Annotated in this window: 28 protein-coding genes; 19 read left to right on the top strand and 9 right to left on the bottom strand. The window is 62.3% G+C overall.

Annotation, left to right across the window (positions count from 1 at the left end; translation table 11 throughout):
• Positions 1 to 70: 70 nt before the first annotated feature.
• On the top strand, positions 71 to 616 hold the full coding sequence (locus ACIPZ5_RS09715; protein WP_054887330.1) for a cupin domain-containing protein: 546 nt from the start codon (positions 71 to 73) through the stop codon (positions 614 to 616).
• Positions 617 to 654: 38 nt separating this feature from the next.
• Here the strand turns inward: ACIPZ5_RS09715 and ACIPZ5_RS09710 are convergent, their stop codons facing one another.
• Positions 655 to 1,248 (bottom strand): 2-hydroxychromene-2-carboxylate isomerase, encoded by a 594-nt coding sequence (locus ACIPZ5_RS09710; RefSeq protein WP_400808100.1) that lies wholly within the window; start codon positions 1,246 to 1,248, stop codon positions 655 to 657.
• A 26-nt stretch (positions 1,249 to 1,274) separates the two neighbouring features.
• Positions 1,275 to 2,006, bottom strand: a complete 732-nt coding sequence (locus ACIPZ5_RS09705; protein WP_261940290.1) for an SDR family oxidoreductase — start codon at positions 2,004 to 2,006, stop codon at positions 1,275 to 1,277.
• A gap of 87 nt (positions 2,007 to 2,093) precedes the next feature.
• On the opposite strand from ACIPZ5_RS09705, the gene ACIPZ5_RS09700 reads away from it, so the two are divergent.
• Together ACIPZ5_RS09700 and ACIPZ5_RS09695 are read left to right on the top strand one after the other, a co-directional pair.
• Positions 2,094 to 2,657 (top strand): TetR/AcrR family transcriptional regulator, encoded by a 564-nt coding sequence (locus tag ACIPZ5_RS09700; protein WP_400808098.1) that lies wholly within the window; start codon positions 2,094 to 2,096, stop codon positions 2,655 to 2,657.
• The gene (locus ACIPZ5_RS09695) at positions 2,644 to 3,237 is read left to right on the top strand and encodes a DUF4157 domain-containing protein (protein ID WP_400808095.1); all 594 of its coding nucleotides are present in this window, start codon (positions 2,644 to 2,646) and stop codon (positions 3,235 to 3,237) included. The genes ACIPZ5_RS09700 and ACIPZ5_RS09695 overlap by 14 nt, the downstream gene beginning before the upstream one ends.
• A 61-nt stretch (positions 3,238 to 3,298) precedes the next feature.
• Here ACIPZ5_RS09695 and ACIPZ5_RS09690 read toward each other — a convergent pair whose 3' ends face one another.
• Positions 3,299 to 4,303, bottom strand: a complete 1,005-nt coding sequence (locus ACIPZ5_RS09690; protein WP_261940292.1) for a bile acid:sodium symporter family protein — start codon at positions 4,301 to 4,303, stop codon at positions 3,299 to 3,301.
• Positions 4,304 to 4,410: 107 nt separating this feature from the next.
• Between ACIPZ5_RS09690 and ampC the strand changes: the two genes are divergently transcribed.
• From ampC to ACIPZ5_RS09675, 3 genes are all read left to right on the top strand, one after another.
• The gene (ampC, locus tag ACIPZ5_RS09685; RefSeq protein WP_400808092.1) at positions 4,411 to 5,547 is read left to right on the top strand and encodes a class C beta-lactamase; all 1,137 of its coding nucleotides are present in this window, start codon (positions 4,411 to 4,413) and stop codon (positions 5,545 to 5,547) included.
• A 304-nt stretch (positions 5,548 to 5,851) separates the two neighbouring features.
• Complete coding sequence (locus tag ACIPZ5_RS09680) at positions 5,852 to 6,184, top strand: hypothetical protein (RefSeq protein ID WP_261940294.1); 333 nt, start codon at positions 5,852 to 5,854, stop codon at positions 6,182 to 6,184.
• An 89-nt stretch (positions 6,185 to 6,273) separates the two neighbouring features.
• Positions 6,274 to 6,696, top strand: a complete 423-nt coding sequence (locus ACIPZ5_RS09675) for a group II truncated hemoglobin (protein ID WP_400808088.1) — start codon at positions 6,274 to 6,276, stop codon at positions 6,694 to 6,696.
• Here the strand turns inward: ACIPZ5_RS09675 and ACIPZ5_RS09670 are convergent.
• On the bottom strand, positions 6,687 to 6,989 hold the full coding sequence (locus tag ACIPZ5_RS09670; RefSeq protein ID WP_261940296.1) for a hypothetical protein: 303 nt from the start codon (positions 6,987 to 6,989) through the stop codon (positions 6,687 to 6,689). The genes ACIPZ5_RS09675 and ACIPZ5_RS09670 overlap by 10 nt on opposite strands.
• A 571-nt stretch (positions 6,990 to 7,560) precedes the next feature.
• Between ACIPZ5_RS09670 and ACIPZ5_RS09665 the strand changes: the two genes are divergently transcribed.
• Genes ACIPZ5_RS09665 through ACIPZ5_RS09655 form a run of 3 tightly spaced genes read left to right on the top strand, consistent with a single transcriptional unit; the run spans position 7,561 to position 9,293 of the window.
• Entirely contained in the window at positions 7,561 to 8,055 is a 495-nt protein-coding gene (locus ACIPZ5_RS09665) for an Hcp family type VI secretion system effector (protein ID WP_400808085.1), read from the top strand.
• 10 nt (positions 8,056 to 8,065) lie between these two features.
• Positions 8,066 to 8,911, top strand: a complete 846-nt coding sequence (locus ACIPZ5_RS09660) for an RNase A-like domain-containing protein (protein WP_400808083.1) — start codon at positions 8,066 to 8,068, stop codon at positions 8,909 to 8,911.
• Positions 8,912 to 8,933: 22 nt separating this feature from the next.
• Positions 8,934 to 9,293 carry a hypothetical protein gene (locus tag ACIPZ5_RS09655; RefSeq protein WP_400808080.1) on the top strand — a complete coding sequence of 120 codons (360 nt, stop codon included), beginning with the start codon at positions 8,934 to 8,936 and terminating at the stop codon, positions 9,291 to 9,293.
• A 207-nt stretch (positions 9,294 to 9,500) separates the two neighbouring features.
• On the opposite strand, the gene ACIPZ5_RS09650 is transcribed toward ACIPZ5_RS09655, so the two are convergent.
• The 3 genes from ACIPZ5_RS09650 to ACIPZ5_RS09640 all read right to left on the bottom strand — a co-directional run bounded on the left by ACIPZ5_RS09650 (position 9,501) and on the right by ACIPZ5_RS09640 (position 11,372).
• Positions 9,501 to 9,689, bottom strand: a complete 189-nt coding sequence (locus ACIPZ5_RS09650) for a hypothetical protein (protein ID WP_261940297.1) — start codon at positions 9,687 to 9,689, stop codon at positions 9,501 to 9,503.
• A 136-nt stretch (positions 9,690 to 9,825) separates the two neighbouring features.
• Positions 9,826 to 10,146, bottom strand: a complete 321-nt coding sequence (locus tag ACIPZ5_RS09645; protein ID WP_003253898.1) for a YbjQ family protein — start codon at positions 10,144 to 10,146, stop codon at positions 9,826 to 9,828.
• Positions 10,147 to 10,484: 338 nt separating this feature from the next.
• The gene (locus tag ACIPZ5_RS09640) at positions 10,485 to 11,372 is read right to left on the bottom strand and encodes an EamA family transporter (RefSeq protein ID WP_400808076.1); all 888 of its coding nucleotides are present in this window, start codon (positions 11,370 to 11,372) and stop codon (positions 10,485 to 10,487) included.
• A gap of 233 nt (positions 11,373 to 11,605) precedes the next feature.
• Here ACIPZ5_RS09640 and ACIPZ5_RS09635 point away from each other — a divergent pair, with 233 nt between their 5' ends.
• A complete protein-coding gene (locus ACIPZ5_RS09635; protein ID WP_400808073.1) occupies positions 11,606 to 13,003 on the top strand; it encodes a purine-cytosine permease family protein in 1,398 nt (465 codons plus the stop codon).
• 267 nt (positions 13,004 to 13,270) lie between these two features.
• Here ACIPZ5_RS09635 and ACIPZ5_RS09630 read toward each other — a convergent pair whose 3' ends face one another.
• Together ACIPZ5_RS09630 and ACIPZ5_RS09625 are read right to left on the bottom strand one after the other, a co-directional pair.
• Entirely contained in the window at positions 13,271 to 14,026 is a 756-nt protein-coding gene (locus ACIPZ5_RS09630; RefSeq protein ID WP_343596980.1) for a class II aldolase/adducin family protein, read from the bottom strand.
• A 63-nt stretch (positions 14,027 to 14,089) separates the two neighbouring features.
• Positions 14,090 to 15,133 (bottom strand): ABC transporter substrate-binding protein, encoded by a 1,044-nt coding sequence (locus tag ACIPZ5_RS09625; protein WP_343596982.1) that lies wholly within the window; start codon positions 15,131 to 15,133, stop codon positions 14,090 to 14,092.
• Between the two features lie 186 nt (positions 15,134 to 15,319).
• Here ACIPZ5_RS09625 and ACIPZ5_RS09620 point away from each other — a divergent pair, with 186 nt between their 5' ends.
• The 9 genes from ACIPZ5_RS09620 to ACIPZ5_RS09580 all read left to right on the top strand — a co-directional run bounded on the left by ACIPZ5_RS09620 (position 15,320) and on the right by ACIPZ5_RS09580 (position 25,743).
• Complete coding sequence (locus ACIPZ5_RS09620; protein WP_343596984.1) at positions 15,320 to 17,272, top strand: FAD-dependent oxidoreductase; 1,953 nt, start codon at positions 15,320 to 15,322, stop codon at positions 17,270 to 17,272.
• A 39-nt stretch (positions 17,273 to 17,311) separates the two neighbouring features.
• Positions 17,312 to 17,914: a helix-turn-helix domain-containing protein gene (locus tag ACIPZ5_RS09615; RefSeq protein WP_261940303.1), complete on the top strand. Its 603-nt coding sequence runs from the start codon at positions 17,312 to 17,314 to the stop codon at positions 17,912 to 17,914.
• A gap of 82 nt (positions 17,915 to 17,996) precedes the next feature.
• Positions 17,997 to 18,281, top strand: a complete 285-nt coding sequence (locus ACIPZ5_RS09610; RefSeq protein ID WP_400808069.1) for a hypothetical protein — start codon at positions 17,997 to 17,999, stop codon at positions 18,279 to 18,281.
• 132 nt (positions 18,282 to 18,413) lie between these two features.
• On the top strand, positions 18,414 to 19,253 hold the full coding sequence (gene yghU / locus ACIPZ5_RS09605) for a glutathione-dependent disulfide-bond oxidoreductase (protein ID WP_400808067.1): 840 nt from the start codon (positions 18,414 to 18,416) through the stop codon (positions 19,251 to 19,253).
• Between the two features lie 136 nt (positions 19,254 to 19,389).
• On the top strand, positions 19,390 to 21,093 hold the full coding sequence (locus ACIPZ5_RS09600) for an amidase (RefSeq protein WP_400808064.1): 1,704 nt from the start codon (positions 19,390 to 19,392) through the stop codon (positions 21,091 to 21,093).
• A 184-nt stretch (positions 21,094 to 21,277) separates the two neighbouring features.
• Positions 21,278 to 21,955 (top strand): PAS domain-containing protein, encoded by a 678-nt coding sequence (locus ACIPZ5_RS09595; RefSeq protein WP_343596993.1) that lies wholly within the window; start codon positions 21,278 to 21,280, stop codon positions 21,953 to 21,955.
• Positions 21,952 to 22,881, top strand: coding sequence for a pyridoxal-phosphate dependent enzyme (locus ACIPZ5_RS09590; RefSeq protein WP_400808060.1), 930 nt, complete (start codon positions 21,952 to 21,954; stop codon positions 22,879 to 22,881). Before ACIPZ5_RS09595 ends, ACIPZ5_RS09590 begins: the two co-directional genes overlap by 4 nt.
• A 486-nt stretch (positions 22,882 to 23,367) precedes the next feature.
• Positions 23,368 to 24,465 carry a carboxynorspermidine decarboxylase gene (locus tag ACIPZ5_RS09585; RefSeq protein WP_085676983.1) on the top strand — a complete coding sequence of 366 codons (1,098 nt, stop codon included), beginning with the start codon at positions 23,368 to 23,370 and terminating at the stop codon, positions 24,463 to 24,465.
• Positions 24,466 to 24,498: 33 nt separating this feature from the next.
• The gene (locus ACIPZ5_RS09580) at positions 24,499 to 25,743 is read left to right on the top strand and encodes a saccharopine dehydrogenase family protein (protein ID WP_054903974.1); all 1,245 of its coding nucleotides are present in this window, start codon (positions 24,499 to 24,501) and stop codon (positions 25,741 to 25,743) included.
• Positions 25,744 to 25,854: the final 111 nt, after the last annotated feature.

The following is a 25,854-nucleotide window of genomic DNA, read 5'->3' as shown; positions in this document are numbered from 1 at the left end:
CGCGCAAGCGTGCAGAGTATGTTTTAATGCGTCGCTAATTATTTTAAACACCTCTGATTACAAGGCGGCTATGGACACGGGGACGCGACTCAAACTGGTGCGTGAACGCAACAACCTCTCCCAACGGGAACTGGCCCGCCGCAGCGGGTTGACCAACTCGACGATCTCGCAGATCGAACAGAACCGTGTCAGCCCTTCGGTCAGCTCCCTGAAAAAACTCCTCGAAGGGATCCCCATGACCCTGGCCGAGTTCTTCAGCTTCGACGAGCCGGTGCGCGAAGAGCGCTTCGTGTTCCGCGCCAGCGAGCAGCCGGACCTGGGCCGTAATGGCTTGCGCATGCTGCTGGTCGGTGCCAGCGTCGAGGCCCGGCAGATGCGCATGCTGCGCGAGCTTTACGCCCCGGGTGCCGATTCCGGCGAGCCGATCGTGCATGCCGAAGGCGAAGAATGTGGCCTGGTCACCCGCGGCACCGTGGAACTGTGGGTCGATGGCCAGGTGAGCATCCTCAACTCGGGCGATGGTTACTACATTCCCACTACCCTGCCGCACAGTTTCAAGAACATTGGCCCGGACGAGGCGGAAATCATCAGCGCCAACACCCCGGCCAATTTCTGAGCCAGGTTTGGCCTCGCCAAGGGCGAGGCCATCCCACCTCAACGGCTCAGCGCTTCTGCGACGAAATCCAGGCGATCCTGGCCAAAGAACATCTCCCCGCCTACAAAGCAGGTCGGCGCACCAAATACCCCCCGCGCCACGGCCTCTTCGGTCACTCGCTTGAGTTCGGCCTTGACCTCGCCATCCACCGCCAGGGCCTGAAACGCCGCAGGGTCGAAACCAGCCAGGCTGAGGGTTGCAGCCAGCGTCGCGGCATCACTCAGGTTGCGCTGTTGTTCCCACAGCCCCCTGAACAGCGCCGCCAGCAACGCATCGAACTGCGCGGGTGAACGAAGCTGCATGCCGATCACGCCGCGCATCAGCGTCAAGGTGTTCACCGGAAACCCCGCCGGCATGCCGAAGGGCACGCCATATCGACGTGCATAACGGTCAAGGTCGGTGAACATGTAGCGGCCCTTGGCAGGGATCATCGCCGGCGAAGCGTTGCCGGTGGCCTGGAACACGCCGCCAAGCAGCATTGGCCGGTATACCAGGGTTGCGCCATGCCGGGCACAGAGGGCAGGCAGCTGGGTCCAGGCCAGGTAACTGGCCGGGCTGCCCAGGTCGAAGTAGAACTCCACGGTCTTGCTCATGCGTCACACTCCTTGGTCAGTCAGGCTTACCAGCGCTCCATCCACGGGCGCAGGTCCAGTTCGAAGGTCCAGGCATCACGGGGCTGGGCGTGCAGGAACCAGTAGCTGTCGGCAATGTGCGCCGGGTCGAGAATGCCGTCCTGATCTTTCAGCGCGTAGCGCTCAGGGAAACTGTCGCGGATGAAGGCAGTGTCGATGGCACCATCCACCACCACATGGGCAACATGGATGTTCCGTGGCCCCAACTCCCGCGCCATGCTCTGAGCCAAGGCGCGCAACCCGTGCTTGGCGCCAGCGAACGCGGCGAAGCCGGCAGCGCCGCGGGTGCCAGCGGTGGCGCCGGTGAACAGCAAGGTGCCACGTTCACGGGCGACCATGCGCCGCGCCACGGCCTGGGCCGTGAGGAAGCCGGCGAAACAGGCCATTTCCCAGATCTTGAAGTACTTGCGCGGCGTCTCCTCAAGAATGCTGCAAGGTACATTGGCGCCGATGTTGAAGACAAAGGCCTCGATCGGGCCGATGTCGCGCTCGATGGTTTCGACCAGTTCGGCGACTTCTTCCTCCTTGCGCGCATCCGAGCCGAAGCCATGGGCCTGGCCGCCTGCAGCGCGGATCTCATCGATCAGCGGCTGCAACTTTTCAGCCTGGCGCCGGGTGACACAAGCGACATAGCCCTCTCGGGCGAAGCGCTTGGCGATCGCACCTCCGGTGGCGTCCCCGGCCCCGATCACCAGCACCACTTTTTGTTGTTCTGCCATGCCTGCCTCCATTGGTGAATGATCGTTTAGTAAATGAACGCTATGTTATGATCGCCCCCATCGTCAAGCAGCGCGAAGAGGCCGTGCATGCGCTACTCCACCGAACACAAGCAGCAGACCCGCGACAAGCTGCTGGCCAGCAGTGGCGCGCTGGCCAAGCGCGGCGGCTTCGCCAGCACCGGCGTGGCCGGGTTGATGAAAGCCATCGGCCTGACCGGCGGCGCTTTCTACAACCATTTCCCGTCCAAGGACGACCTGTTCACCGAAGTGGTACGGCAGGAACTGAGCAACAGCCCGCTGGCCCGCCTGGCCAACAAGGGTGCCAGCCGCGAACGCCTGGGCCGCTGCCTGCAGCAGTACCTGAGCCTGGCACACCTGCACAATGCCGAGGGCGGCTGCCCGCTGCCGCCACTGGGAGTGGAAATCGCTCGCGCCGAACAACCTGTGCGCGAAGAGGCCGAGCACTGGCTGGTAGGCTTGCATGCGGCGTGGAGCGAAACCCTGGAAGACCCGGCGCTGGCCTGGGTGCTGATCAGTCAGTGCGTCGGCGCGCTGGTGGTCGGGCGCATGCTGGCCAGTGCAACGGTGCAACAGCAGTTGCTCGATGCCAGCAAGGGCTTTGTCGACAGGGCACTGAATGAAGCGAATTAACCTGCTGTTGGGGCTGCTGCTGGCAGCCCCTGCCCTGGCCGAACAGGCCTGCCCACCTGGGCAGTATCAGGTGTGCCTGATGGGCTGTTTCTGCGCGCCGATCGACCCCGGCCAGGCCGGGCAGATTCTCAAGGACGTCGAGACCGTGGCGTCAAGCAGCCTGGCGTTTGCCTTGCAACAGGCGCGCGACGAGGCCACTGCCAGCGGCAGTCAACCGATCCCTTTGCACATTCGCGCGCAACTGGAGCCCTGGTATGACTTCGCCGTGCTCGATGCTGCGCGCTACCGGGTCGGTGACGAGCAGCAGGTCACGGCGGCCAACGCCATGCTGCAGAACCCGGACGTGAACGCGGTGACGCTGATCGACACCATCATCTTCCGCGATGCCAGTGATGCCGAGGACAACGTCGCGTTGTGGGCCCATGAACTGAAGCATGTGCAGCAGTATCAGCAGCTTGGGGTGAATGAGTTTGCCAGGCGCTATACGCGCAACTACGAAGAGCTGGAGGGGCCGGCCTACAAGATCGAGGCCGAGGTGGGCAAGGCATTGCGCGAGCGCAGTTCCGGGCAAGCGAGATAGCCTGTTCCGGCCTCTTCGCGGGCACGCCCGCGAAGAGGCCGCTGCAGGCAACATGAATCCATCAGGACGAGGCAGTAGCGCCCTCACCCACCTGCTCGCGGCTGGCGTAGCGCTGCGCCAGCACCGCACACACCATCAACTGGATCTGGTGGAACAGCATCAGCGGCAGAATCATCGCGCCAATGCCGCTACCCACGAATAGCACCTGGGCCATCGGCACGCCGGTGGCCAGGCTCTTCTTGGAGCCGGCGAACAGGATGGTGATGCGGTCTTCCAGGCTGAAGCCAAGCACCTTGCCCAGCATACGTGTAGCGAACAGCACCACCGCCAGCAGGATGCCGCAGACGGCGAACAGCCCGGCCAGGTGCTGCGGCGACACGGTGTGCCACAGGCCGGTGACCACGGCCTCGCTGAACGCGGTGTAGACCACCAGCAGGATCGACCCCTGGTCCACGATCTTGAGCCAACGAGCATTTTTCTTCACCCAGGCGCCGATCCAGCGCCGCGCGATCTGCCCGGCCACGAAGGGCACCAGCAACTGCATCGTGATCTTCAACACGGCGTCCAGCCCCGAACCGGTATCGCCACTGGCGCCGAGCAGCATCATCACCAGCAGCGGCGTGAGGAAGATACCGATCAGGCTGGAAGCCGCCGCGCTGCAGATGGCTGCCGGCACGTTGCCGCGGGCCAGTGAGGTGAAGGCGATGGCCGACTGCACGGTAGCGGGCAGCGCGCACAGGTACAGCACGCCGAGGTACAGTTCGTTGCCCACCAGCGGCACGAACAGCGGCTTGAACGCCAGGCCCAGCAGCGGGAACATCACGAAGGTGCAGGAGAACACCAGCAGGTGCAGGCGCCAATGGCCAGCACCGGCGATGATGGCCTCGCGCGACAGCTTGGCACCGTGCAGGAAGAACAGCAGGCCGATCGCCAGGTTGGTCAGCCAGCCGAAATACACCGCGCCGTCGCCCGAGCAAGGCAGCACGGTGGCGATCAGCACCACCCCGAGCAGGCACAGGGTGAAGTTGTCGAACAACATGCGCAAATACTTCATAACAGTTTCCATCTTGTCGTTGTGCAGGGCCAGACGATAAGGTCCTGGGTTTTTTCCTGCTAACGCCGGAACTCCCATCGGTGTCGCTCAACGGACACACCCATGAAAAGGAACCTTGAATGCCGCTTGTAAGCCTTGCTCCCCTGTTGATCCTGTTCGGCATCGCCTCCGCGCAGGCTGCCGAGCCGTTGCAAGCCCAAGTGGACGAGGTCATCCGGCCGCTGATGAAAGAGCAGGACATCGCCGGCATGGCCGTGGCGGTCTACACCCACGGCCAGGCCCACTACTTCAGCTATGGCGTGGCCAGCAAGGCCGACGGCAAGGCGGTGACCGCCGACACGCTGTTCGAGATCGGCTCGCTGAGCAAGACCTACACCGCCACCCTCGCCGCCCTGGCCAGTGCCGAAGGCAAGCTCGACCTCCAGGCCCCTGCCCGGCGTTACCAACCTGCGCTGGCCGGTACGCCCCTGGGCGAGGCCAGCGTGCTGGAGCTCGGGGCCTACAGCGCCGATTGCCTGCCAGTGCAGTTCCCCGATGCAGTACAGACGCCAGAGCAGACGCTGGCGTTCTTCCACAACTGGAAACCGCGCACCGTGCATGGCACTCAGCGCTGCTACTCCAACCCAAGCCTGGGCCTGTTTGGCGACCTCGCGGCGCGCGCACAGCACCAGCCATTTGCAAGGGTCATGACCCAGCACCTGTTACCGCAGATGGGCCTGCTACACACCTACCTGCAGGTGCCGCAAACTGCACAGGCGCTATATGCCCAGGGCTATGACGCGCAAAACCACCCGGTTCGCGTCAGCCCTGGCCCCTATGCCGACGAAGCCTACGGCATCAAGACCAGCGCCAGCGACCTGCTGCGCTATGTGCGCCTGCACATGCAGCCGGCCGAACTGGCACCGGCTCTGCGCAAGGCTACCGCCATCACCCAGGCAGGCTACTTCAAGGTGGGCGCCATGACCCAGGGCCTGGGCTGGGAACGCTACCCTTACCCGGTCGCGCTGGATACGCTGGTCGATGGCAACAGCCCGCGCCTGATTCGGGAACCCCAGGCCACCCAGCGCCTGAACCCGGCGCTCCCGGCCCTGCCCGCAGCCTGGTACAACAAGACCGGGTCCACCAACGGTTTCGGCGCTTACGCCGCCTTCATCCCGTCAGAGGGCAAGGCCATCGTCCTGCTCGCCAACCGCAATTACCCCAACGAAGCCCGTGTCCGCGCGGCCTTCCAGATTATTTCCAGCCTCGACCGATGAGTCACCGCCGAGTGAATTGCCAGACAATATGACAAGAATGTAGTGTCTAAAAATATTCACTACAAAAGCATTGACGCCGCTCATCAGCCTTGTGCATGATGAAGCCGTCTCCCTGATCGGGAGCGGTGGCAAGGGTGTTCCAGACGGCTTGCGCGGTAACGCAGGCCGTCCGTGGAGAGGGAATCTGTCCAAAAGGCAGCGTGAGAAAGCCCCTGTTGCGATGCTGCTGTAGCAGCCTTGGTAGTGCGCTACAACCTGTGGCGCCAACTGTGAAAATCAACAACAAATAGGTGATGGGGGCTTTATGATGAACTTGAACAACAATCCGACTATCGACCAATTGGCCCAGCTGTTCGCAGTACGCAAGGACAGCCTCGACGACCACCTGCTGTGGGTCAGCCAGACCGGCGAGGTGCGCCTCGACCGCCTGCCGCCGAACACGGTCGAAGATGAATTCGAAGCGCACCTGCCCAGCATGCGCGCCCGCTTCAAGGTCTACCGCCGTGGCCAGGGCTACGTCGGCAAGAAGGCCGCCGCCGACACTGAGTTCGTCGGCCGCGTCCTGCAGACCCTGCAACAAGAATGGCCCGCTGCCCGTGAGCGGCAGGCAGTCAAGGTGATCGAACCGCTGAACTGAGGGTTCGCCACCACTTATGGAGCCCGGCCCGCATAGGCCGGGCTTTTTCATGCCTGCTAAAATGCCCGCCCGTGATTGTGGAGCCCAGCATGACTACCCCTGCTTATGGCACAGGCGATGCTTCGTACCAGGCCGCCGGCGGCATCGACGGCCTGCGCCGGCTGGTCGACGACTTCTATCGGCTGATGGACCAGGACCCGGTAGCCGCCCCGGTGCGGCAGATGCACCCGGCCGACCTTGCCGGCTCACGCGACAAGCTGGCGTGCTTCCTCAGTGGTTGGCTGGGTGGGCCACGGCTTTACGCCGAGCGCTATGGCTCGATCGGTATTCCGTCATTCCATGCGCAATGGCCGATCGACGCACAACACGCGGCGATCTGGCTGGCCTGCATGCGTGACGCGATTGCCTTGCAGCCCTGGGAGCCAGCATTCGCCGATTACCTGCTGCGCCAGCTTCAGGTGCCGGCCCAGCGCATCGTCCAGGCTGCCAGCGCCCGCCACCGTCAGGCCTGAAGGCGCCGCTGCGCCACGGGCAACGGCAACGCTCCAGTGGCCAGCGCCCGAGCCCGGTCCACCCCCCACACCAGCGCGCGGGTCATGGTTTCGCCGGGCCGCGCCGGGTAGTACTCCTCCAGCAGCGCCCTGCCATCCTGGCCGTAGAGCCCGAGGAACAGCTGCGTCGCGCCAAGCCGCGACAGGCGCACCTGGATATCCAGCGACGTGCCGTCGCTGAGCACCTCGTCATGGCAGCGGCAATGCAATTGTGCGTCGGCCCACTGCCAATAGGTCTCATCCCTGACTCGCATGGAAAATCAATCCTCTCTTTCCTGAATGCGGCGCCAGAAGACCACAACTGCGCCGCCACCGCGAGTGCAACCCTCGGTTACCATGAGCAGGATCAAGCAACACCAAGAAAAACCGGCCGTTGGTCGTGTTGCTGTTCACTCAAGCACTCGAGTCTAGGCTGGGCTTTCTAGAGAGCTCGATACCAGCCTTCTGGCTTGGAACTTTTTATGCCCTTTCATCAGCAATTGCTCGACATCGGCGATCTCTTCAATTTTTCCGCCCTCAGTACTTTCACCCAGAATGCCCCTATTGATATGGAAAGGTGACCACATGGCGACTTTTCCTACAAGTCCTTGCGAACTGGTCTTACACCACCAATGCAATTTAGACCTCTAGAATGTTGATTCTGGCAGGTTGGTTCAGCTCAATTACCCGAGCGAAATCGCAGAGGTCATCCAGTCGAGTGGCACCTGCAAGTCGGCGGCGCTTATCCAGAAGTTGGAGGATGCCGCGACGCCTCAGGTAGGACACCTGAACGCAAACTCGCCAAAGGTCTTTAGTTCGAGTTTTGATCAATAGCAGGGAACCACTATGTCGTTTGATGCATTTATGAAGGTTGATGGTATTGAGGGTGAGTCACTTGATGAGGGGCACAAAGGTTGGATAGAACTGCTGTCCTATCACTACGACGCCATGCAGACTATCAGTCATACAGCCAGTTCAAGCGGCGGTGCCTCCACAGGAGGTGTTACCCTTGGGGATTTTCAAATCAGCAAGTACATTGACCGTGCAACCCCTAAGCTATTTGAACTTTGCTGCAGGGGCCTTCATATAAAAACAGTAACCATTCGTGTCCATCGTGCAGGAGCTGAAAAATTCAAGTATCTAGACATTGTGCTTGAAGAGGTACTCATTGCACTGGTAAGCGGGCAAGCCGCAGAACAATCTGGCTTGCCCGTCGAAGTGGTAACACTCAATTACGGTCGCATTAGATTCGAATACACTCAGCAACGGCGCGTAGATGGAGGGAGTGCCGGCATCGTCTCTGGTGGCTGGGACAGGACAACCAACAAGCCATTTGCGTAGGAATCGCGTGATGACGGATGATGGTAATTTTCGCGTAGTTCTTAATTTTGCCCAGATGGCCGCAGTACTCTCCCATGAGTCTCTCACGCCTGCAGAAATGGCGTCCAATCGCATATTTGGCAGCTTTCGACTCGTTGGCGGAATTATTGAGCTTGCTGGTGCGGGCGTATTGTGTGCGCTACCAGAACCAACCATGATTTCAAAGGCGGGTTGCATCGCTATGGGCGTACACGCATCTGATCAACTTTCAGCTGCATCCACGCAGATTATGACAGGTAAAGAAACTTACAGTTACGCGTTCAAAGCTGGAGCTGCAGTCGCAGAAGCAGTTGGTGCATCACGATCAACCGGCCAGGTTATTGGCCTTGCTACCGAATTTGCAGTACCGTTATCCACTGCATCTATCTACAATGCATTTCGGGTTTCCTCAGTACGCGCCGGCAGAATAAGTATTGCTACAAGCGAAAAGCCACTCCACGCACCAAACCGAAGCATCGGCGGTCATACTGAGAAACATCATTTTCAAAAAGACATTGCGGCATTGCAGTGGCGACTAAAGAAAGTAAGATCGGCCAGTGTAATGTCTACATTCGAAAAAATGGATATTGCAGAACGTGCGGTTAGCCAAGCACTGAAGGCCAATCGGCTTCGTATATTAATGTTCTCCAAAACCAAGTTTATTCGCAACAGCAATCGCCTGGTATTGGACTTTGACACCAAACAGGTTGTAGGATGGGGTATTCATCGATCAGCCCAGAGCACGCCAGTCAGCATGACAAAAGTAAGGGTTGTGGTAGAATTCGTCGAATACAACTACATGCCAAGATACATTCTTACTGCATTTCCCATACCATGAGGCAGCTTCAATGCGTGGCTTTATGCAACTAGTAGACTTCATGAAGGAACTGGGCGATGGCATACTCGATTATCTGCCCGAAGACCAGCGAACGGAGCAACTCAGCGTCGAAGGTGTAATTGAAAAATGGATGGCTAAAAAATCGTATTTCTCGGCGCTCGCTTTAAAAAAAGACATTGCAACCTACATTGAACTTCAGAAGTCTGGGAACTTCACCGTGGATGAGATATTGTCATGGTACGATCTCTCTTTTATACCTGAAAGATTCGGTGTTGAAGAAAATATATTCTTCACCGGCATCCTTGGGATGATTGACTCACACATCGCCAAAAAGAAAAAGGCTCTTCTCACCCGTTTTTTCGGGTGGCTAGGTTACCGATGAAGTCCTGCACCAGAAAATGTACTGATCACGCCAATGGAATAGAGCCGAACGGTTGAGCGCACTGCGCGAATGAGTAAATTGACATAAAATCCGACACCCGCTAACGAGCACCGGATTTTAAGTAGGCCGACTTGAACTCAAATGCTTGAGCGAACAGTATCTTCACCGTCGGGCGGGGCTGTGTGAGCAGGTTCACTTTTACGAGGCTTACTTTCTGGCTGGCACCCGTGGCGTGAAGCGGCCCTTCTTGCTGCGCTGCAGGTGTGCAGGCTTGAGGTCTTCCGATTCATCCAGGGTCATGTGGGCAAAGCCCAGGCGAAACGCCGCCTGTCCACAACGCACCTGGCTGTTGATCGGGAATGAATCGTTCATGTCTTCGAAAAAGGACTCGCTCATGCCCTGTCTCCGTTCAGTGGCGACCGCGTCGATCAGCAAAGGGCTGACCTGAAAAACGCGACCTGTGCCAGTGAGACTAGCCGGTCACAAGCGGACTGCTCGGACAAAACCGGCAGACCCGACCAGTGGCATTTGGCTACTTCAGCCGCACGGCAGTACCGGTAGCGAACACCACGACCATGCCACCTTGCACTGACGGCATGCTGATCTCGAAGTCCACGCCCACCACTGCATCGGCTTGCAACTGCCGTGCCCGCGCCTTGAGCTCCTCGGTGGCCTGCTCGCGGGCCTCGCGCAGGGCGCTTTCCAGGGTCTGCGAACGGCCACCGAAGAAGTCCCGAAAACGTGTGAAGAAATCGCGCACGAAGTTGATGCCTTGCACCGATTCGGAGCTGACCACGCCAAGGTACTCGGCGATCGGGCGGCCTTCGAGCTGGCTGGTGGTAGAGATGATCATGTTGAGCTCCTTGGCCTTGCAAAAAACGCCAAGTCTAACAAACGCCGAAATCTAATCGCCGGCAAACCAGCGCCCACAAATGATTCACGGTTTTTCAGGTGTATGCAGTAGCTGTGGGAGACTCTGTCATGCTCAACGTCTAAAAGCTGGCGCGATCCTTATGGGAGCCGCGCTTGCCGGCGATGGGCCGCGAAGCGGCCCCGGCAATTGATGCAGCGACCTTGAAATCGTGGGGCCGCCTTGCGGCCCATCGCCGGCAAGCGCGGCTCCCACAGGTACAGCGCACGCCTGGAAGCTAGTGATAATCCTGTGGACTTGCCGGCGACAGGGCCTTCAGCTCATTGCGCGCTGGCCGCCCGCAACCGCTGCCCAAGCTTCGGCCCGAATACGTTGACCAGCAAGCCGAGCATCACCAGCAATGCGCCCCAGCCCTGCACCGCTGTCAGCCGCTCACCCAGCAACCAGGCCGACGAGCTCAGGCCGATCACCGGCACCAGCAGCGAAAACGGCGCCACCTTGCCCGCCGGGTGGCGCGACAGCAGTTTGCTCCACAGGCTGTATCCGAGCATGGTGGCGACGAACGCCAGGTACGCCAGCGCCAGCACCGAGCTCCAACCAATATTGGCCAGCGAATGGCCGATCCGCTCCGGCCCTTCCAGCCACCACGACAGGGCCAGGAACGGCAGCGGTGGAATCAGCCCGCCCCAGATCACCAGCGCCACCAGGTCCACCGAGCCAAAGCGGCGGGTGATGATGTTGCCCATGCCCCACATGGCTCCGCCACACAAGGTCAGCATCAGCGCCACCAACGGTACATGGCCGCTGTCTTCACTGCCGATCAGTGCCAGGCCGCTGGCGGCCACCAGCAACCCCAGCACGCTGGCCAGGCGCAGGCGTTCACCCAGGAACAGGGCGGCAAAGCCGAGGGTGAAGAACGCTTGCGACTGCAACACCAGCGATGCGAGCCCCGGTGGCATGCCGCTGTACATGGCCTGAAAGAGGAAGGCGAACTGGCCCAGGGAGATGGTCGCGCCATAGGCGATCAGCCAGCGCCACGGCAGCTTCGGCCGCCTGACCAGAAGGACGGCCGGAAACGCCACCAGCAGAAAGCGCAATGCCCCCAGCAGCATCGGCGGCAGGCCATCGAGGCCGACCTTGATGACCACGAAATTGACTCCCCAGGCGACAATCACCACCAGGGCGATCAGCAGGTCCTTGAGCGGCATTGCAGCTTCCTTCTTCAGGCGTTCTAGACATATTTCGTAACAGCATAAGGCCATTTTTCCGCCAGGGACCAGCACAGTTGCAACCAACCCTTGCGCAACAGATTGGCTGTTATGCTGTGCAGTCTTCATTTGACCTTACTTGTATAGACATGCTCATATGACGCAGACGCCATCCGCGCACCGCGTCGGCAATGGCCCTCTCCCTGAAAAAAAACAATGAAGTGGAGCCCTCAATGTCTCGCAAATCCGTGCTCGAACGGCGCTCTATCGACTACATTCCCGAAGCCGAACGCCATGGCCGGCTGTACAGCCAGTTCACCCTCTGGCTCGGCGCCAACCTGCAGATTACCGCCATCGTCACGGGCGCCTTGGCCGTGGTGCTCGGCGGCGACGTGTTCTGGTCGCTGATCGGTCTGTTGCTGGGCCAGTTGATCGGCGGCGCGGTGATGGCCCTGCATGCGGCCCAGGGCCCGCGCCTGGGCCTGCCGCAGATGATCTCCAGCCGCGTACAGTTCGGTGTCTATGGCGCGGCCATCCCGATGGTGCTGGTGTGCCTGATGTACCTGGGCTTCACGGCCACCGGCACGGTGCTGTCCGGGCAGGCCATCGGCCAGTTGCTGAGCGTCAGCGACAGTACCGGCATTCTCATCTTCGCCTCGGTGATCGTGCTCGCCACCCTCGCCGGCTACCGGGTAATCCACTGGATCGGCCGGGTCGCCAGCGTGCTGGGGATCATTGCCTTCGTCTACCTGTTCAGCCGCATCCTGATGCTGGCCGACATAGGCCAGTTACTGGAAAACCGCCACTTCAGCTGGGCCACCTTCCTGCTTTCAGTATCGCTGGCCGCGTCCTGGCAGATCGCCTTCGGCCCCTACGTGGCGGATTATTCACGCTACCTGCCGAGCAACACCTCGCCGGTGAAAACCTTCCTGGCCGCTGGCCTGGGCTCGGTCATCGGCGCACAGGCGTCGATGATCCTCGGGGTGTTCGCCGCAGCGATCGCTGGCGGGCAGTTCAGCGGGCGTGAAGTGGCCTACATCGTCGGCCTCGGCGGAGCCGGCACCACCGCTGCCCTGCTGTACTTCAGCATCGCCTTCGGCAAGGTGACCATCTCGACGCTCAACTCCTACGGCAGCTTCATGTGCATCGCCACCATCATCAGTGGCTTTCGTGGCCACCTGGCGATCAGCCGCATGCAACGCCTGGTGTTCGTGCTGGCCATCGTCGGCGCCGCCACCTTGGTGGCCCTGCTCGGCCAGCACTCCTTCCTCAGTGCGTTCAAGTCGTTCATCCTGTTCCTGCTGACCTTCTTCGTGCCCTGGAGTGCGGTCAACCTGGTCGATTACTACTTCATCACCAAAGAGCGCTACGACATCCCTGCCCTGGCCGACCCGGAGGGCCGCTATGGCCGCTGGAACTGGCCTGGCATCAGCGTCTACACCGTAGGCGTGCTGGTGCAGATGCCATTCATCGACACCAAACTGTACACCGGCCCCATGGTCGCGCACCTGGGTGGCGTGGATGTGTCGTGGCTGATCGGGCTGGTGGTGCCGAGCGTGCTGTACTACTGCGTGGCGCGTCGGCGTGCCGCCGAGGCACCGGCCAGCATGATCGTGCCGCAAGCGCGCTGAACACATGACTGATTCAGCGGGGAGCCCGCTCTCATAGAACTGCATATAACTCATTGAGTTAGCAGAGACACTGTGGGAGCGGGTTCACCCGCGAAGAGGCCGGCACAAGCAGCACAAGACAGTTGCTCCCACAGGGGATGCCGACCGCTTGCGAACTCAATTCCCTACGCGACAGCGCAGCCCAAAGGGCTGGGTGATCTCCCACAGGCACACCATGCGTTCAAGGCCTGTGGTTTACCTGTGGGGGGGCGCAAAAAGTCCGGCAAGTCAGTCGCGATAATCGGGGGCAATCCGCTCCAGCATCCGCAGCAAAGCCCCCCAGGCCAGCTGCAGAGCATCCGGGTCACTCAGTTCCCCCTGCTTCAAACCCCGCATAGGCTCATTGAACTGCCGCTCGGTATGCGCGCACACCGCTTCCGACGGCAGCACCAGCTGCCCGGCACTCTGCGCCGCCAACTGGATCTCGCAGGCCTTCTCCAGGTAATACATGCGCAAGAACGCCTCGGCCACCGAGCGCCCGGTGGTCAGCAGGCCATGATTGCGCAGGATCATCACCGGTTTGTCGCCCAGGTCCGCCACCAGGCGTTGCTGCTCGTCAAGGTCGAGGGCGATGCCTTCGTAGGCGTGGTAGGCGACCTTGCCATGGAACTCCATCGACATCTGGTTGACCGGCAGCAACCCGCACTCCAGCGCCGCCACCGCGCAACCGGCGCGAGTATGGGTGTGCAGCACGCACTGGGCATCTTCGCGCGCAGCGTGGATGGCGCTGTGGATGACGAACCCGGCCGGGTTGACCGGGTACTCGGTGGGCTCCACCGGCCGCCCCTGCAGGTCGATCTTCACCAGGCTCGAGGCGGTGATTTCGTCGAACAGCAGGCCGTACGGGTTGATCAGGAAATGATGCTCGGGGCCCGGCAGGCGCAGCGAGATGTGGGTAAAGATCAGGTCCGACATGCGGAAGTGGGCAATCAGGCGGTAGCAGGCGGCCAGTTGCTGGCGCAGGGTCTGTTCCGTGGTGGTCATTGTTGTTCTTCCTGTTGGAATTGGGGCCGCTGTGCGGCCCCGATAAGCTACATCATTGCAACATCATTTGGTTGCCCAGGCATTGAAGCGCTGTTCCAGCTCCTCGCCATGGTCGACCCAGAACTCCACATTCATTGCCAAGGCGCCCTGCAGGTTCTGCGGCGAGGTCGGCACCCAACTGGCCAGCGACGGGTCGAGCCTGGCCGCTGCCTGGGTATTGGTCGGCCCATAGGGGATCTGCTCGACATAACGCACCTGGGTATCTGGCTGGTTGGCATAGCTGATCAGCCGCTTGGCCTGGTCGACATGTTTCGAGCCCTTGATGATCGCCCAGTAGTCCATGCCATACAGGCTACCGGGCCAGACCACCGCCAGCGGGCTGCCTTGCTGCGCGGCCACGGCGATGCGGCCGCTGTAGGTCGAGGTCATCACCACATCACCCGCCGTCAGCCACTGGGCCGGCTGCGCGCCGGCGTCCCACCACTGGATGTAGGGCTTGAGTTCAGTGAGCTTGGCAAAGGCACGCTCGACACCCGCCGGGGTCGACAGGACCTTGTACACGTCTTCAACCTTGACCCCGTCCGCCAGCAAGGCGAACTCCAGGTTGTACACCGCGCGCTTGCGCAGGCCGCGCTTGCCCGGGTACTTCTGCACGTTCCAGAAATCGGCCCACGAGGTCGGCGCCTGGGCCAGCTTGTCGCGGTCGTAGGCAATCGCCACGCTCCACACCAGCGCCGCCGAGCCGCAGTCCTGGGCGGCAGCGGGGATCAGTTCGGCGGCATGCCCCAGGCGCTGCCAGTCGAGGTGCTCGTAGATGCCCTCGTCGCAGCCGCGCATCAGGTCCGGCCCCTCGATCTGCACCACGTCCCAGTCGACATTCCCGGTATCGGCCATCACCTGGATACGCGCCATCTCGCCGTTGTATTCGCTCTGGATCAACTTGCTGCCGTCCTGGGCGCTGAAAGGCTGGAAGATCGCCACGTCCTGGGCTTTCTGACCGGCGCCGCCATAGCCGACCACGACCATCTGCGGCGCCGCTTGCGCACTGCCCAGGCCAAGGGCCAGCAGCGCTGCGCAAAGGCCGGTACTGCGAGGAAATGCCTGCATCGAGTTGCCTCCTGTCGGTACCTTCCAGCCAGCACGAAGGCCCGTTTGTTGTTGTAGTGAGGTCACGCGCCACTGCCGTGGCTGGGAAAAAGCTAGTCGGGCACCAGTAAAAAAACAAGTTGATTTTTTACTTTTGCTACACTTTCATGAGAAAAACAAGAACAACACCGCACCGGAGCCGCCCGCATGACGACTGCCTTCGCCCACCTGTTCGAACCCCTGCAGATCCGCGGCAAACGCCTGAAGAACCGCATCATGTCGACCGGCCACGACACCTGCCTACCCACCGACAATCTGGTCAACGACAAGCTCATCGCCTACCAGCGCGCCCGTGCCGCCGGCGGTGCCGGCCTGATCGTGCTGCAGGTGGCCGGGGTGCATGACAGTGCCCGCTACACCTCGCACGTGCTGATGGCCACCGACGACGCCTGCATCGACGGCTACAGGCGCCTGGCCGAGGCCTGCCACGCCCATGGCACCGTGGTGCTGTCGCAGCTGTTTCACCCGGGGCGGGAGATCATGGAATCGGCGGACGGCCTGCTGGCGGTGGCCTACTCGGCCTCGTCGGTGCCCAACGAGCGCTTCCGGGTGATGCCGCGCGCGCTGGACCAGGCGATGATCGACGAAATCGTCCAGGGCTATGCCAGTGCCGCCCGGCGCCTGCACCAGGCCGGCCTGGACGGTGTCGAGGTGGTGGCCAGCCATGGCTACCTGCCGGCGCAGTTCATCAACCCGCGGGTCAACCAGCGCAATGACGGCTACAACGGCGAGCTGGAACAGCGCCTGCGTTTTCTGCGCGAAGTGCTGGCCGCGGTCAGGGCGGCCACTGACGAGCAGTTCATCGTCGGCCTGCGCATCAGCGCCGACGAGCGCGACAGCGAGGGCCTGAGCGAAGACGAATCACTCGCCGCCGCGCAGGCCCTGCAAGATCAGGTCGACTACCTGCACATCGTCGCCGGCACTTCGGCGTCGCTGGGCGGCGCCGTGCATATCGTGCCGCCCATGGCCATCGCCCCGGCTTACCTGGCGCGTGAGGCCGGGACGTTCAAACAGCACTTGAACATCCCGCTGTTCGTCACCGGGCGCATCAACCAGCCGCAGGAAGCCGAGCTGATCCTGGCGCGTGGCCAGGCCGATGTGTGTGGCATGACCCGCGCGCTGATCTGCGACCCGCAAATGCCGGCCAAGACCGAGGGCGGCCGTGTCGAAGACGTGCGCGCCTGCATCGCCTGCAACCAGGCCTGCATCGGCCACTTCCACCGGGGGCTACCGATCTCCTGTATCCAGCACCCGGAAACCGGCCGCGAATTGCAGTACGAAACCCCGGTTCCCATTACCGTGCGCAAGCGCATCCTGGTTGCCGGTGGCGGCCCGGCCGGGATGAAGGCTGCGGCCGTTGCCGCCGCCCGTGGTCATGACGTCACGCTGTACGAGGCAAGTACACAACTGGGCGGCCAGATACAGCTCGCGCAGTTGCTGCCCAGGCGCAGCGAATTCGGTGGTGCCAGCACCAACCTGCAGCGGGAGATGGAACTGGCAGGCGTACGCGTAGTACGTAATACGCGAGTCGACCGTGCCCTGGTCGAGCGCGAACGCCCCGACCTGGTAATTGCCGCTACTGGCGCCACGCCCTATTGGCCAGCGTTCGAACGCAGCGGCGAGCTGCAGGTAGTGGATGCCTGGCAGGTGTTGCGCAACGAAGTCAGCCTGGGCCGCTCGGTGCTGGTGATCGACTGGCGCAGCGACTGGATCGGCCCCGGCATCGCCGAGCGCCTGGTCCGCGATGGCCACCAGGTGCAACTGGCCGTCAACGGCACCCACTGCGGCGAAAGCCTGCCGCTGTACGTGCGCGACCAGCTGGCCGGCGAGCTACACCGCCTGGGTATCCCGATCACGCCTTATGCCCGCCTGTACGGCAGCGACGATAACACCGTGTACCTGCAGCACACCGCCAGCGGGGAGCCGATGATCTTCGAAGGCATCGACAGCCTGGTGCTGTGCCTCGGCCATCAACCCCAAGACACCCTGGCAGCGGAACTGGCCGGCCTGGTGGAGGTAAGGCGCATCGGCGACTGCCTGGCGCCACGCACTGTCGAAGAGGCCATCCATGATGGCCTGACAGTTGCCTGGGCACTCTGAGCCAGTCAATACTGCGGCTTTCCCGATGGACCGAAGCGCATGAGCCAGCAGCCCCAGATCCCGCCTGCCGCCGAAGATGGCGGCGCCGCGCCGCAATTCCTCGGCGGCCGCATTCGCGGCCTGCGCAAGCGCCGCGGCATGACCCTGGCGGAGCTGGCGGCGCACAGCGAGCTGACCGCCGGCTACATCAGCCAGCTGGAGCGCAACCTGTCGTACCCGTCGATCCCGGCACTGTTCAACATCGCCCGCAGCCTCGGCGTGACCATCCAGTGGTTCTTCGCCAGCGAAGCCACCACCGCACCCGAAGACCAGGGTTACGTGGTGCGGCGCAACAGCCGGCTGAGCGTGCATTACGAGGATGGCATCGTCGACCAGCTGCTCACCCCGCAACCCAACCGTCAGCTGGAGATGCTGCACTCGCGCTTTCCACCGGGCACCTACAGCCAGCAGAGCTACAGCCATGAGGGTGACGAAGCGGGCTATGTACTGTCGGGCAGTTTCGAGCTGTGGGTGGGGGAGCGCCACTTCCTGCTGGGCGAAGGCGACAGCTTCAGTTTCTCCAGCCAGGAGCCGCACCGCTATGGCAACCCTGGCGAGGTGGATGCCGTGGTGATCTGGGTGATCACCCCGCCAACATTTTGAAAAGATCTGCCAGCTGGCCCCGTAACATCGTTGACTGCAATTACGGTCTACTGTGTCTTTCGGACTTCCCAGGAGCACAACGATGAACAATATCCTGATCATTGGCACCGGCATCGCCGGCCCATGGAGCGCGCTAAGCGCGATCCGGCAACTGAACCTGCAAGGCCAGAGGGATGCCCAGCTAACGTTGCTGACCCCCCAGACCGGACTGCAACAGCCGTTCGATCACAGCAACCTGTGCCTGGTACAAGGCACCACCTCGCATGTCGACGCCGCCGGCCGGCGCGTTCACTACCGCACCCCGTCCGGCACCCGCTGCAGCCTGCCGTATGACCGGCTGATCGCCGCGCAGCTGTGGCCCAGGTAATCAGCACGGCCTGGGTATCATGCAGCTGACGCTGGCGCCCAATGCATTTGCGCTTTTCTCCGAACCCGTGGCATAGATGCAGGTCCACGCCCTGACGTGATCGCTTTCGCGCTTTTCAAGGAGAACCTCTGCATGAGCAAGCCCCCTTATGTCCCGCCCAAGGTCTGGCGCAACGATGCCGCGTCCGGCGGCCAGTTCGCCAGCATCAACCGGCCGATCGCCGGGCCTACCCATGACAAGGACCTGCCGGTCGGCAAGCACCCGCTGCAGCTGTACTCCCTGGCCACCCCCAACGGTGTCAAGGTCACCATACTCCTCGAAGAACTGCTCGCCCTGGGCCACCGCGGCGCCGAGTACGATGCCTGGCTGATCCGCATCGGTGACGGCGACCAGTTCTCCAGCGGCTTCGTCGAGGTCAACCCCAACTCGAAGATCCCCGCCCTGCTCGACCGCAGCGTCGAGCCACCGGTGCGGGTGTTCGAATCCGGCTCGATCCTGCTGCACCTGGCGGAAAAGTTCGGCGCCTTGCTGCCCAAGACCCCGGCCGCACGCACCGAAAGCCTGAACTGGCTGTTCTGGCAGATGGGCTCTGCGCCCTACCTGGGCGGCGGTTTCGGCCACTTCTATGTGTATGCGCCAGAGAAGTTCGAGTACGCCATCAACCGCTTCACCATGGAAGCCAAGCGCCAGCTCGACGTGCTGGAACGGCGCCTGGCGGTCAGCCGCTACCTCGGCGGTGACGAATACAGCATCGCCGACATCGCCGTGTGGCCATGGTACGGCCAACTGGTGCGGGGCAACCTGTATGGCGCAGCCGAGTTCCTGGCAGTGGATGAGTACCCGCACGTGCAGCGCTGGGCCGAGGAAATTGCCCAACGCCCGGCGGTACAGCGCGGCACCCGGGTCAACCGCACGTGGGGCGATGAGGCCAGCCAGGTGCCCGAGCGGCATTCAGCGGCCGACCTGGACTGAGGGCAACGGGGCCGCTGCGCGGCCCCGACAATGCCCCGTTGCAAAAAACCATTTCTGCGGCGCAAACCTCCCTCCCCTGATCCCTTCTTGTACACTCCTCGCATTAGCCCCAACCTGCACAAATTTTGGTGAAAGCATGATCGAGGTAACCGAGGTTTCCATTGCCGAGCTGCGCGACGCGCTCGAAACCGGCCGCACCACGGCAGTCGAGCTGGTCAAGGCCTACCTGGCACGCATCGACGCCTACGACGGCGCCGACACCGCCACCGCGTTGAACGCCGTGGTAGTGCGCAACCCTGAAGCGCTCAAGGAAGCCGAGGCCTCCGACGCCCGCCGCGCCAAGGGCCAGACCCTGAGCCCGCTGGACGGCATTCCCTACACTGCCAAGGACAGCTACCTGGTCAAGGGCCTGACTGCCGCGTCCGGCAGCCCGGCGTTCAAGGACCTGGTCGCCCAGCGCGACGCTTTCACCATCGAGCGCCTGCGCGCCGCCGGTGCCGTGTGCCTGGGCAAGACCAACATGCCCCCAATGGCCAATGGCGGCATGCAGCGTGGCGTCTACGGCCGCGCCGAAAGCCCGTACAACGCCAAGTACCTGACCGCACCGTTCGCCTCCGGCTCGTCGAATGGTGCCGGCACCGCCACCGCAGCCAGCTTCAGCGCCTTCGGCCTGGCCGAGGAAACCTGGTCGAGCGGCCGCGGCCCGGCTTCGAACAACGGCCTGTGCGCCTACACCCCGTCGCGTGGCGTGATCTCGGTACGCGGCAACTGGCCGCTGACGCCGACCATGGACGTGGTGGTGCCGTACGCCCGGACCATGGCCGACCTGCTGGAAATTCTCGACGTGGTGGTCGCCGACGATGCCGACAAACGCGGCGACCTGTGGCGCCTGCAGCCTTGGGTACCAATCCCGGCCGCCTCCTCGGTGCGCCCGGCGTCCTACCTGGACCTGGCCGTCGACGCCAGTGCGCTCAAGGGCAAGCGTTTTGGCGTACCGCGCATGTACATCAACAAGGACGAAGCCGCCGGCACCTCCGAAAAGCCAGGCATCGGCGGCCCGACCGGCCAGCGCATCATTACCCGTGACAGCGTCATCGCCCTGTGGCAGCAGGCTCGCGAGGCCCTGGAAGCAGCTGGCGCCGAAGTGCTGGAAGTCGACTTCCCGCTGGTGTCCAACTGCGAAGGCGACCGCCCTGGCGCGCCGACCGTCTACAACCGCGGCATCGTCAGCAAGGAATTCCTGCATGACGAACTGTGGGAGCTGTCGGGCTGGGGCTTCGACGACTTCCTGCGTGCCAACGGTGACCCGAAACTCAACCGCCTGGCCGATGTCGACGGCCCGCAGATCTTCCCGCACGACCCGGGCACCCTGCCCAACCGTGAGGACGACCTGGCCGCTGGCATGGATGAATACGTCAACATGGCCAAGCGCGGCCTGAAGACCTGGGACCAGATCGAGACCCTGCCCGACGGCCTGCGCGGGCTGGAAAAGACCCGCAAGATGGACCTCGAAGACTGGATGGACGCGCAAGGCCTGGACGCCGTGCTGTTCCCGACCGTGGCCGATGTCGGCCCGGCCGATGCCGATGTCAACCCGGCGTCGGCGGACATCGCCTGGAGCAACGGCATCTGGGTGGCCAACGGCAACCTGGCCATCCGTCACCTGGGCGTGCCGACCGTGACCGTGCCGATGGGTGTGATGGCCGATATCGGCATGCCGGTGGGGCTGACCTTTGCCGGCAAGGCGTATAGCGACAATGCGCTGCTGAGCTACGGCGCGGCCTTCGAAGCCACCGGCTCACGCCGGATGATTCCGCCACGCACGCCAGCACTTGGCTAATAAAGACAGGGGCCGCTTTGCGGCCCCTTCGCGGGTGAACCCGCTCCCACAGGTACTGCACAGGCCCTGAAGGCAGTGAAATCCTGTGGGAGCGGGTTCACCCGCGAATGGGCCTGGAAAAGCAAATCGCAATATTCAACTTAATGTGTAAAAATTGACAATAAGTTGAATTTTGTGATCTCCCATGTCTCCGGCCGAAGAACGCCAGCTCACCCTCACCGTCCTCAAGGCCGCCATCCAGGCCCTGGGTAGCGTTGCCGCACGCAACATGGAAATCCTCCTGCACGATCTCGACCATCCGGAGCACTCCGTGGTGGCGATCGTCAATGGCCACCTCTCAGGCCGTGTGGTCGGCAGCCCGATTCTCGCTGCCCCGGAGCAGGACCAAGGTTTCAAGGCCCTGCTGCAGGCCAGTGCCGATCAGCAAGGCGCCGACCCCGTGGTAGTGCCCGACTACCCCACCACCCTCAAGGGCCGCACCCTGCGCAGCGCCACGGCGATCTTCCGCGACAGCAGCGGCCACCCGTTCGCCAGCCTGTGCGTCAATACCGATGTCAGCGGCCTGGACGCCGCCATGGACTTTCTTCGCCAGTTGCAGCCACTGGGCGCTATGCCAGCCGAGGCGCATGGCAGCGAGCCTGCCGACATGACGCTGCTGATGGGCGAGATCATCGAAGGCGCGCTGCAGCGAAGTGGCCAAGGGCGGATGAACAAACAGGCCAAGGTCGAGGCCGTGCGGGCGATGCAGGAACGTGGGCTGTTCATCGTCAAGGGCGGCGTGGAAAAAGCCGCTGCCGCCCTTGGCGTGACCCGTTACACCATTTACAACTACCTTGAGCAACTGCGCGGAGCGAGCCAATGACCCTGCACATTCACACCCCCCTGATCGAGTCCCGCCCGCTGTCGCTGGCCGCCGGCGGTGCCGTGTGGCTGAAACTCGACGCCCTGCAGCCCTGCGGCTCGTTCAAGCTGCGCGGCGTTGGCCATGCCTGCGAAGTCCACCACGCCCGAGGTGCACGCCATTTCGTCTCGTCCTCCGGCGGCAATGCCGGGTTGGCCGTGGCCTATGCCGGGCGCAAGCTGGGGGTACCGGTGACCGTTGTCGTGCCCGAAACCACCACCGAGCGGGCCAAAGAGCTGCTGCGCCTGGAAGAGGCCAAGGTCGTGGTGCATGGCAGTTCCTGGCAGGAGGCCAACGAACTGGCGCAGACCCTGGTCGGCGAAGGCGATGCCTTCATCCACCCGTTCGACGACCCATTGCTGTGGGCCGGGCACGCCAGCCTGGTCGATGAAGTGGCGGCAGCCGGGGTCAAGCCGGATGCCGTGGTGTTGTCGGTGGGCGGCGGTGGTTTGCTCAGCGGTGTGGTCGAAGGGCTGCAGCGCAATGGCTGGGGCGATGTGCCGGTGCTGGCCGTGGAGACCACAGGCGCCGCTTCGCTGCATGCGGCCATGCAGGCCGGGCATACCGTGGAACTCGAACGCATCGCTTCGGTGGCCAGTTCGCTGGGCGCCAAACGCGTGGCCGAACAGGCGCTGGCCTGCACCCGGCAGCATCCTGTGCAGAGCCACCTGGTCAGTGACCGGGCGGCACTGGAGGCCTGCGAGCGGTTTCTGCTGGACCATCGGGTGCTGGTGGAGCCGGCGTGTGGGGCGGCGTTGGCGCTGGCGTATGAGCCTGCTGCATTGGCCGGTTACCAGAATGTGCTGGTGGTGGTTTGTGGGGGGGCTACTGCCACGCTGGAGCAGATTCAAGAGTGGTTGAGGGTGGTCGATCAAAGGGTGGAATGAACGACGGCATGGCTGCTGGGTTCGTCGGGGCATCTTTAGCGCCTGTGAGATCGAGCGCCGCCTGCGCGGCGCATCGCGGATAAATCCGCTCCTACATTTGTTTCGGGCCAATTGATCCTGGGAGATTTGCGCGCGAACGCCTTGGCGCATGGCTCGATATCGCGTCGTACGAACAAGTCGGTCGCGCGCGCCTGTTACAGGCGTTACTGGCCCGAAACAAATGTAGGAGCGGATTTATCCGCGATGCGCCGCGCGGGCGGCGCTCGCTCTCACAGGCGCTGAAAATGCCATGGCAAGCACATGCCATTGGTCAACCTGTCATCAAGCTGTTCATTCCCCCCTGTACAACTGAACCCGCCACTGCCGAATCATTTCACCTGCAACCACTACCGCGCAGACGAAATACACCATCCGCCCTTTCGATCTGCGGCAAGTGAAGGCACAATGCGGGTCTTTTTTTTGGCCGGCCTGGCCGGGGGCCTTTAAATGATCAAGACGCCGTACTACCTCATCGACAAAACCAAGCTGCTGAGCAACATGGAGAAGATCGCCTACGTGCGCGAAAACTCCGGTGCCAAGGCGCTGCTCGCCCTCAAGTGCTTCGCCACCTGGTCGGTGTTCGACCTGATGCAGCAGTACATGGACGGCACCACCTCGTCCTCGCTGTTCGAGCTCAAGCTCGGCCGCCAGAAGTTCGCTGGCGAGACCCATGCCTACAGCGTGGCCTGGGCCGATGACGAGATCGAGGAAATGCTCGAGAACTGCGACAAGATCATCTTCAACTCGATCGGCCAGCTGCAGCGCTTCGCCGAACAGTCCGAAGGCAAGGTCCGTGGCCTGCGCGTCAACCCGCAGGTCAGCAGCTCCGACTACCTGCTGGCCGACCCGGCCCGCCCGTTCAGCCGCCTCGGCGAATGGGACCCGGCCAAGATCGAACAGGTGATCGAACAGATCTCCGGCTTCATGTTCCACAACAACTGCGAGAACGGTGACTTCGGCCTGTTCGACAAGATGCTGTCGCACATCGAAGAGCGCTTCGGCCACCTGCTGCACAAGGTCGAGTGGGTCAGCCTCGGTGGCGGTATCCACTTCACCGGCGAAGGCTATGCGCTGGACGCCTTCTGCGCGCGCCTGAAAGCCTTCTCGGAAAAATACGGCGTGCAGGTCTACCTGGAGCCCGGCGAAGCCGCCATCACCAACAGCGCCTCGCTGGAAGTGACCGTGCTCGACACCCTGTACAACGGCAAGCACCTGGCCGTGGTCGACAGCTCGATCGAAGCTCACCTGCTCGACCTGCTGATCTACCGCCTCAACGCCAAGATGGCCCCCAACGACGGCGAGCACACCTACATGGTCTGCGGCAAGTCGTGCCTGGCGGGTGACATCTTCGGCGAATACCAATTCGATCGCCCGCTGGCCATCGGCGACCGCCTGTCGTTCATCGACACGGCCGGCTACACCATGGTCAAGAAAAACTGGTTCAACGGTTTGAAGATGCCGTCCATCGTGGTCAAGCAGCTCGACGGCAGCGTCGAGGTGGTCCGCGATTTCGGTTTCGAAGACTACGTTTCCAGCCTGTCGTAAGACCGGCTTTCCAAGTAAGGAGCAACAGGTAAATTGAAGAAGAACGTTCTTATCATTGGTGCAGGAGGTGTCGCCAAGGTGGTGGCCCACAAGTGCGCGCAGCATAACGACGAACTGGGTCGTATCGCTATCGCGTCACGGAACATCTCCAAATGCCAGGCCATCATCGACAGCGTCAAGGCCAAGGGTAGCCTCAAGGTACCCGCCGACATCCAGGCCTTCTCGCTCAATGCCCTCGATGTCGAGGCGACCAAGGCACTGATCCGCGAGACCGAGTCGCAGATCGTGATCAACGTCGGTTCCGCCTTCCTCAACATGTCGGTGCTGCGTGCCTGCATCGATACCGGTGTCGCCTATCTGGACACCGCCATCCACGAAGAGCCGGGCAAGATCTGCGAGACCCCGCCGTGGTACGGCAACTACGAGTGGAAACACCTCGAAGAGTGCCAACAAAAGAACATTACCGCCATTCTCGGCGTCGGTTTCGACCCGGGTGTGGTGAACAGCTACGCAAAACTTGCGCAGCAGCAATACTTCGACAGCATTGATTCGATCGACATTCTCGACGTCAATGCTGGTTCGCACGGCAAGTACTTTGCCACCAACTTTGACCCGGAAATCAACTTCCGTGAATTTACCGGGCAAGTGTGGAGCTGGCAGAACAGCCAGTGGACCAGCAATACCATGTTCGAAGTCAAGCGCACCGACGACCTGCCGGTAGTCGGCTCGCAGAACCTGTACCTGACCGGCCACGACGAAGTTCATTCGATTTCGAAGAACCTCAATGTGCCGAACGTACGCTTCTGGATGAGCTTCGGCGAACACTACATCAATGTGTTCACCGTGCTGAAGAACCTCGGCCTGCTCTCCGAGCAACCGGTGAAAACTGCCGAAGGCCTGGAAGTGGTACCGCTGAAAGTGGTCAAGGCCGTGCTGCCTGACCCGGCCTCGCTGGCCCCGGGCTACACCGGCAAGACCTGCATCGGTGACCTGGTCAAGGGCACCAAGAACGGCCAGCCACGCGAAGTGTTCATCTACAACGTGGCCGACCACGAAGAAGCCTACGCCGAGACCGACAGCCAAGGCATTTCCTACACCGCCGGTGTACCACCAGTGGCTGCGGCCCTGCTGGTTGCCCGTGGCGAGTGGGATGCCAAGCGCATGGTCAACGTCGAGGAGCTGCCAGCCGAGCCGTTCCTCAAGGCGCTGGACGTAATGGGCCTGCCGACCCGCGTCAAAGATGAAAAGGGTGATCGTCCCTGGGACGCTGAAGCCTAAGCAGTAACCAGAAGGGGCGCCAACACGGCGCCCCTTCTGCATTTGCAGGCCCGGCCTCTTCGCGGGGCAAGCCCGCTCCCACAGGGATTGCGCATGCCTTGAGGTAAGCAT

The sequence above is a fragment of the Pseudomonas sp. NPDC089428 genome, assembly GCF_044749325.1.
Lineage (GTDB): Bacteria > Pseudomonadota > Gammaproteobacteria > Pseudomonadales > Pseudomonadaceae > Aquipseudomonas.
This window is presented reverse-complemented; position numbering and strand designations above follow the sequence as displayed.

Excerpts from the sequence above, each read along its gene's own strand:
- ACIPZ5_RS09695 (WP_400808095.1), top strand. The coding sequence starts at position 2,644 with ATGAAGCGAATTAACCTGCTGTTGGGGCTGCTGCTGGCAGCCCCTGCC.
- ACIPZ5_RS09715 (WP_054887330.1), top strand. The coding sequence starts at position 71 with ATGGACACGGGGACGCGACTCAAACTGGTGCGTGAACGCAACAACCTC.
- ACIPZ5_RS09705 (WP_261940290.1), bottom strand. The coding sequence starts at position 2,006 with ATGGCAGAACAACAAAAAGTGGTGCTGGTGATCGGGGCCGGGGACGCC.
- ACIPZ5_RS09690 (WP_261940292.1), bottom strand. The coding sequence starts at position 4,303 with ATGGAAACTGTTATGAAGTATTTGCGCATGTTGTTCGACAACTTCACC.
- ACIPZ5_RS09710 (WP_400808100.1), bottom strand. The coding sequence starts at position 1,248 with ATGAGCAAGACCGTGGAGTTCTACTTCGACCTGGGCAGCCCGGCCAGT.
- ACIPZ5_RS09610 (WP_400808069.1), top strand. The coding sequence starts at position 17,997 with ATGAACAATATCCTGATCATTGGCACCGGCATCGCCGGCCCATGGAGC.
- ACIPZ5_RS09700 (WP_400808098.1), top strand. The coding sequence starts at position 2,094 with ATGCGCTACTCCACCGAACACAAGCAGCAGACCCGCGACAAGCTGCTG.
- ACIPZ5_RS09620 (WP_343596984.1), top strand. The coding sequence starts at position 15,320 with ATGACGACTGCCTTCGCCCACCTGTTCGAACCCCTGCAGATCCGCGGC.
- ACIPZ5_RS09635 (WP_400808073.1), top strand. The coding sequence starts at position 11,606 with ATGTCTCGCAAATCCGTGCTCGAACGGCGCTCTATCGACTACATTCCC.
- ACIPZ5_RS09665 (WP_400808085.1), top strand. The coding sequence starts at position 7,561 with ATGTCGTTTGATGCATTTATGAAGGTTGATGGTATTGAGGGTGAGTCA.
- ACIPZ5_RS09670 (WP_261940296.1), bottom strand. The coding sequence starts at position 6,989 with ATGCGAGTCAGGGATGAGACCTATTGGCAGTGGGCCGACGCACAATTG.
- ACIPZ5_RS09660 (WP_400808083.1), top strand. The coding sequence starts at position 8,066 with ATGACGGATGATGGTAATTTTCGCGTAGTTCTTAATTTTGCCCAGATG.
- ACIPZ5_RS09625 (WP_343596982.1), bottom strand. The coding sequence starts at position 15,133 with ATGCAGGCATTTCCTCGCAGTACCGGCCTTTGCGCAGCGCTGCTGGCC.
- ACIPZ5_RS09655 (WP_400808080.1), top strand. The coding sequence starts at position 8,934 with ATGCAACTAGTAGACTTCATGAAGGAACTGGGCGATGGCATACTCGAT.
- ACIPZ5_RS09585 (WP_085676983.1), top strand. The coding sequence starts at position 23,368 with ATGATCAAGACGCCGTACTACCTCATCGACAAAACCAAGCTGCTGAGC.
- ACIPZ5_RS09640 (WP_400808076.1), bottom strand. The coding sequence starts at position 11,372 with ATGCCGCTCAAGGACCTGCTGATCGCCCTGGTGGTGATTGTCGCCTGG.
- ACIPZ5_RS09675 (WP_400808088.1), top strand. The coding sequence starts at position 6,274 with ATGACTACCCCTGCTTATGGCACAGGCGATGCTTCGTACCAGGCCGCC.
- ACIPZ5_RS09600 (WP_400808064.1), top strand. The coding sequence starts at position 19,390 with ATGATCGAGGTAACCGAGGTTTCCATTGCCGAGCTGCGCGACGCGCTC.
- yghU (WP_400808067.1), top strand. The coding sequence starts at position 18,414 with ATGAGCAAGCCCCCTTATGTCCCGCCCAAGGTCTGGCGCAACGATGCC.
- ACIPZ5_RS09615 (WP_261940303.1), top strand. The coding sequence starts at position 17,312 with ATGAGCCAGCAGCCCCAGATCCCGCCTGCCGCCGAAGATGGCGGCGCC.
- ACIPZ5_RS09630 (WP_343596980.1), bottom strand. The coding sequence starts at position 14,026 with ATGACCACCACGGAACAGACCCTGCGCCAGCAACTGGCCGCCTGCTAC.
- ACIPZ5_RS09645 (WP_003253898.1), bottom strand. The coding sequence starts at position 10,146 with ATGATCATCTCTACCACCAGCCAGCTCGAAGGCCGCCCGATCGCCGAG.
- ACIPZ5_RS09590 (WP_400808060.1), top strand. The coding sequence starts at position 21,952 with ATGACCCTGCACATTCACACCCCCCTGATCGAGTCCCGCCCGCTGTCG.
- ACIPZ5_RS09595 (WP_343596993.1), top strand. The coding sequence starts at position 21,278 with ATGTCTCCGGCCGAAGAACGCCAGCTCACCCTCACCGTCCTCAAGGCC.
- ACIPZ5_RS09680 (WP_261940294.1), top strand. The coding sequence starts at position 5,852 with ATGATGAACTTGAACAACAATCCGACTATCGACCAATTGGCCCAGCTG.
- ampC (WP_400808092.1), top strand. The coding sequence starts at position 4,411 with ATGCCGCTTGTAAGCCTTGCTCCCCTGTTGATCCTGTTCGGCATCGCC.
- ACIPZ5_RS09650 (WP_261940297.1), bottom strand. The coding sequence starts at position 9,689 with ATGAGCGAGTCCTTTTTCGAAGACATGAACGATTCATTCCCGATCAAC.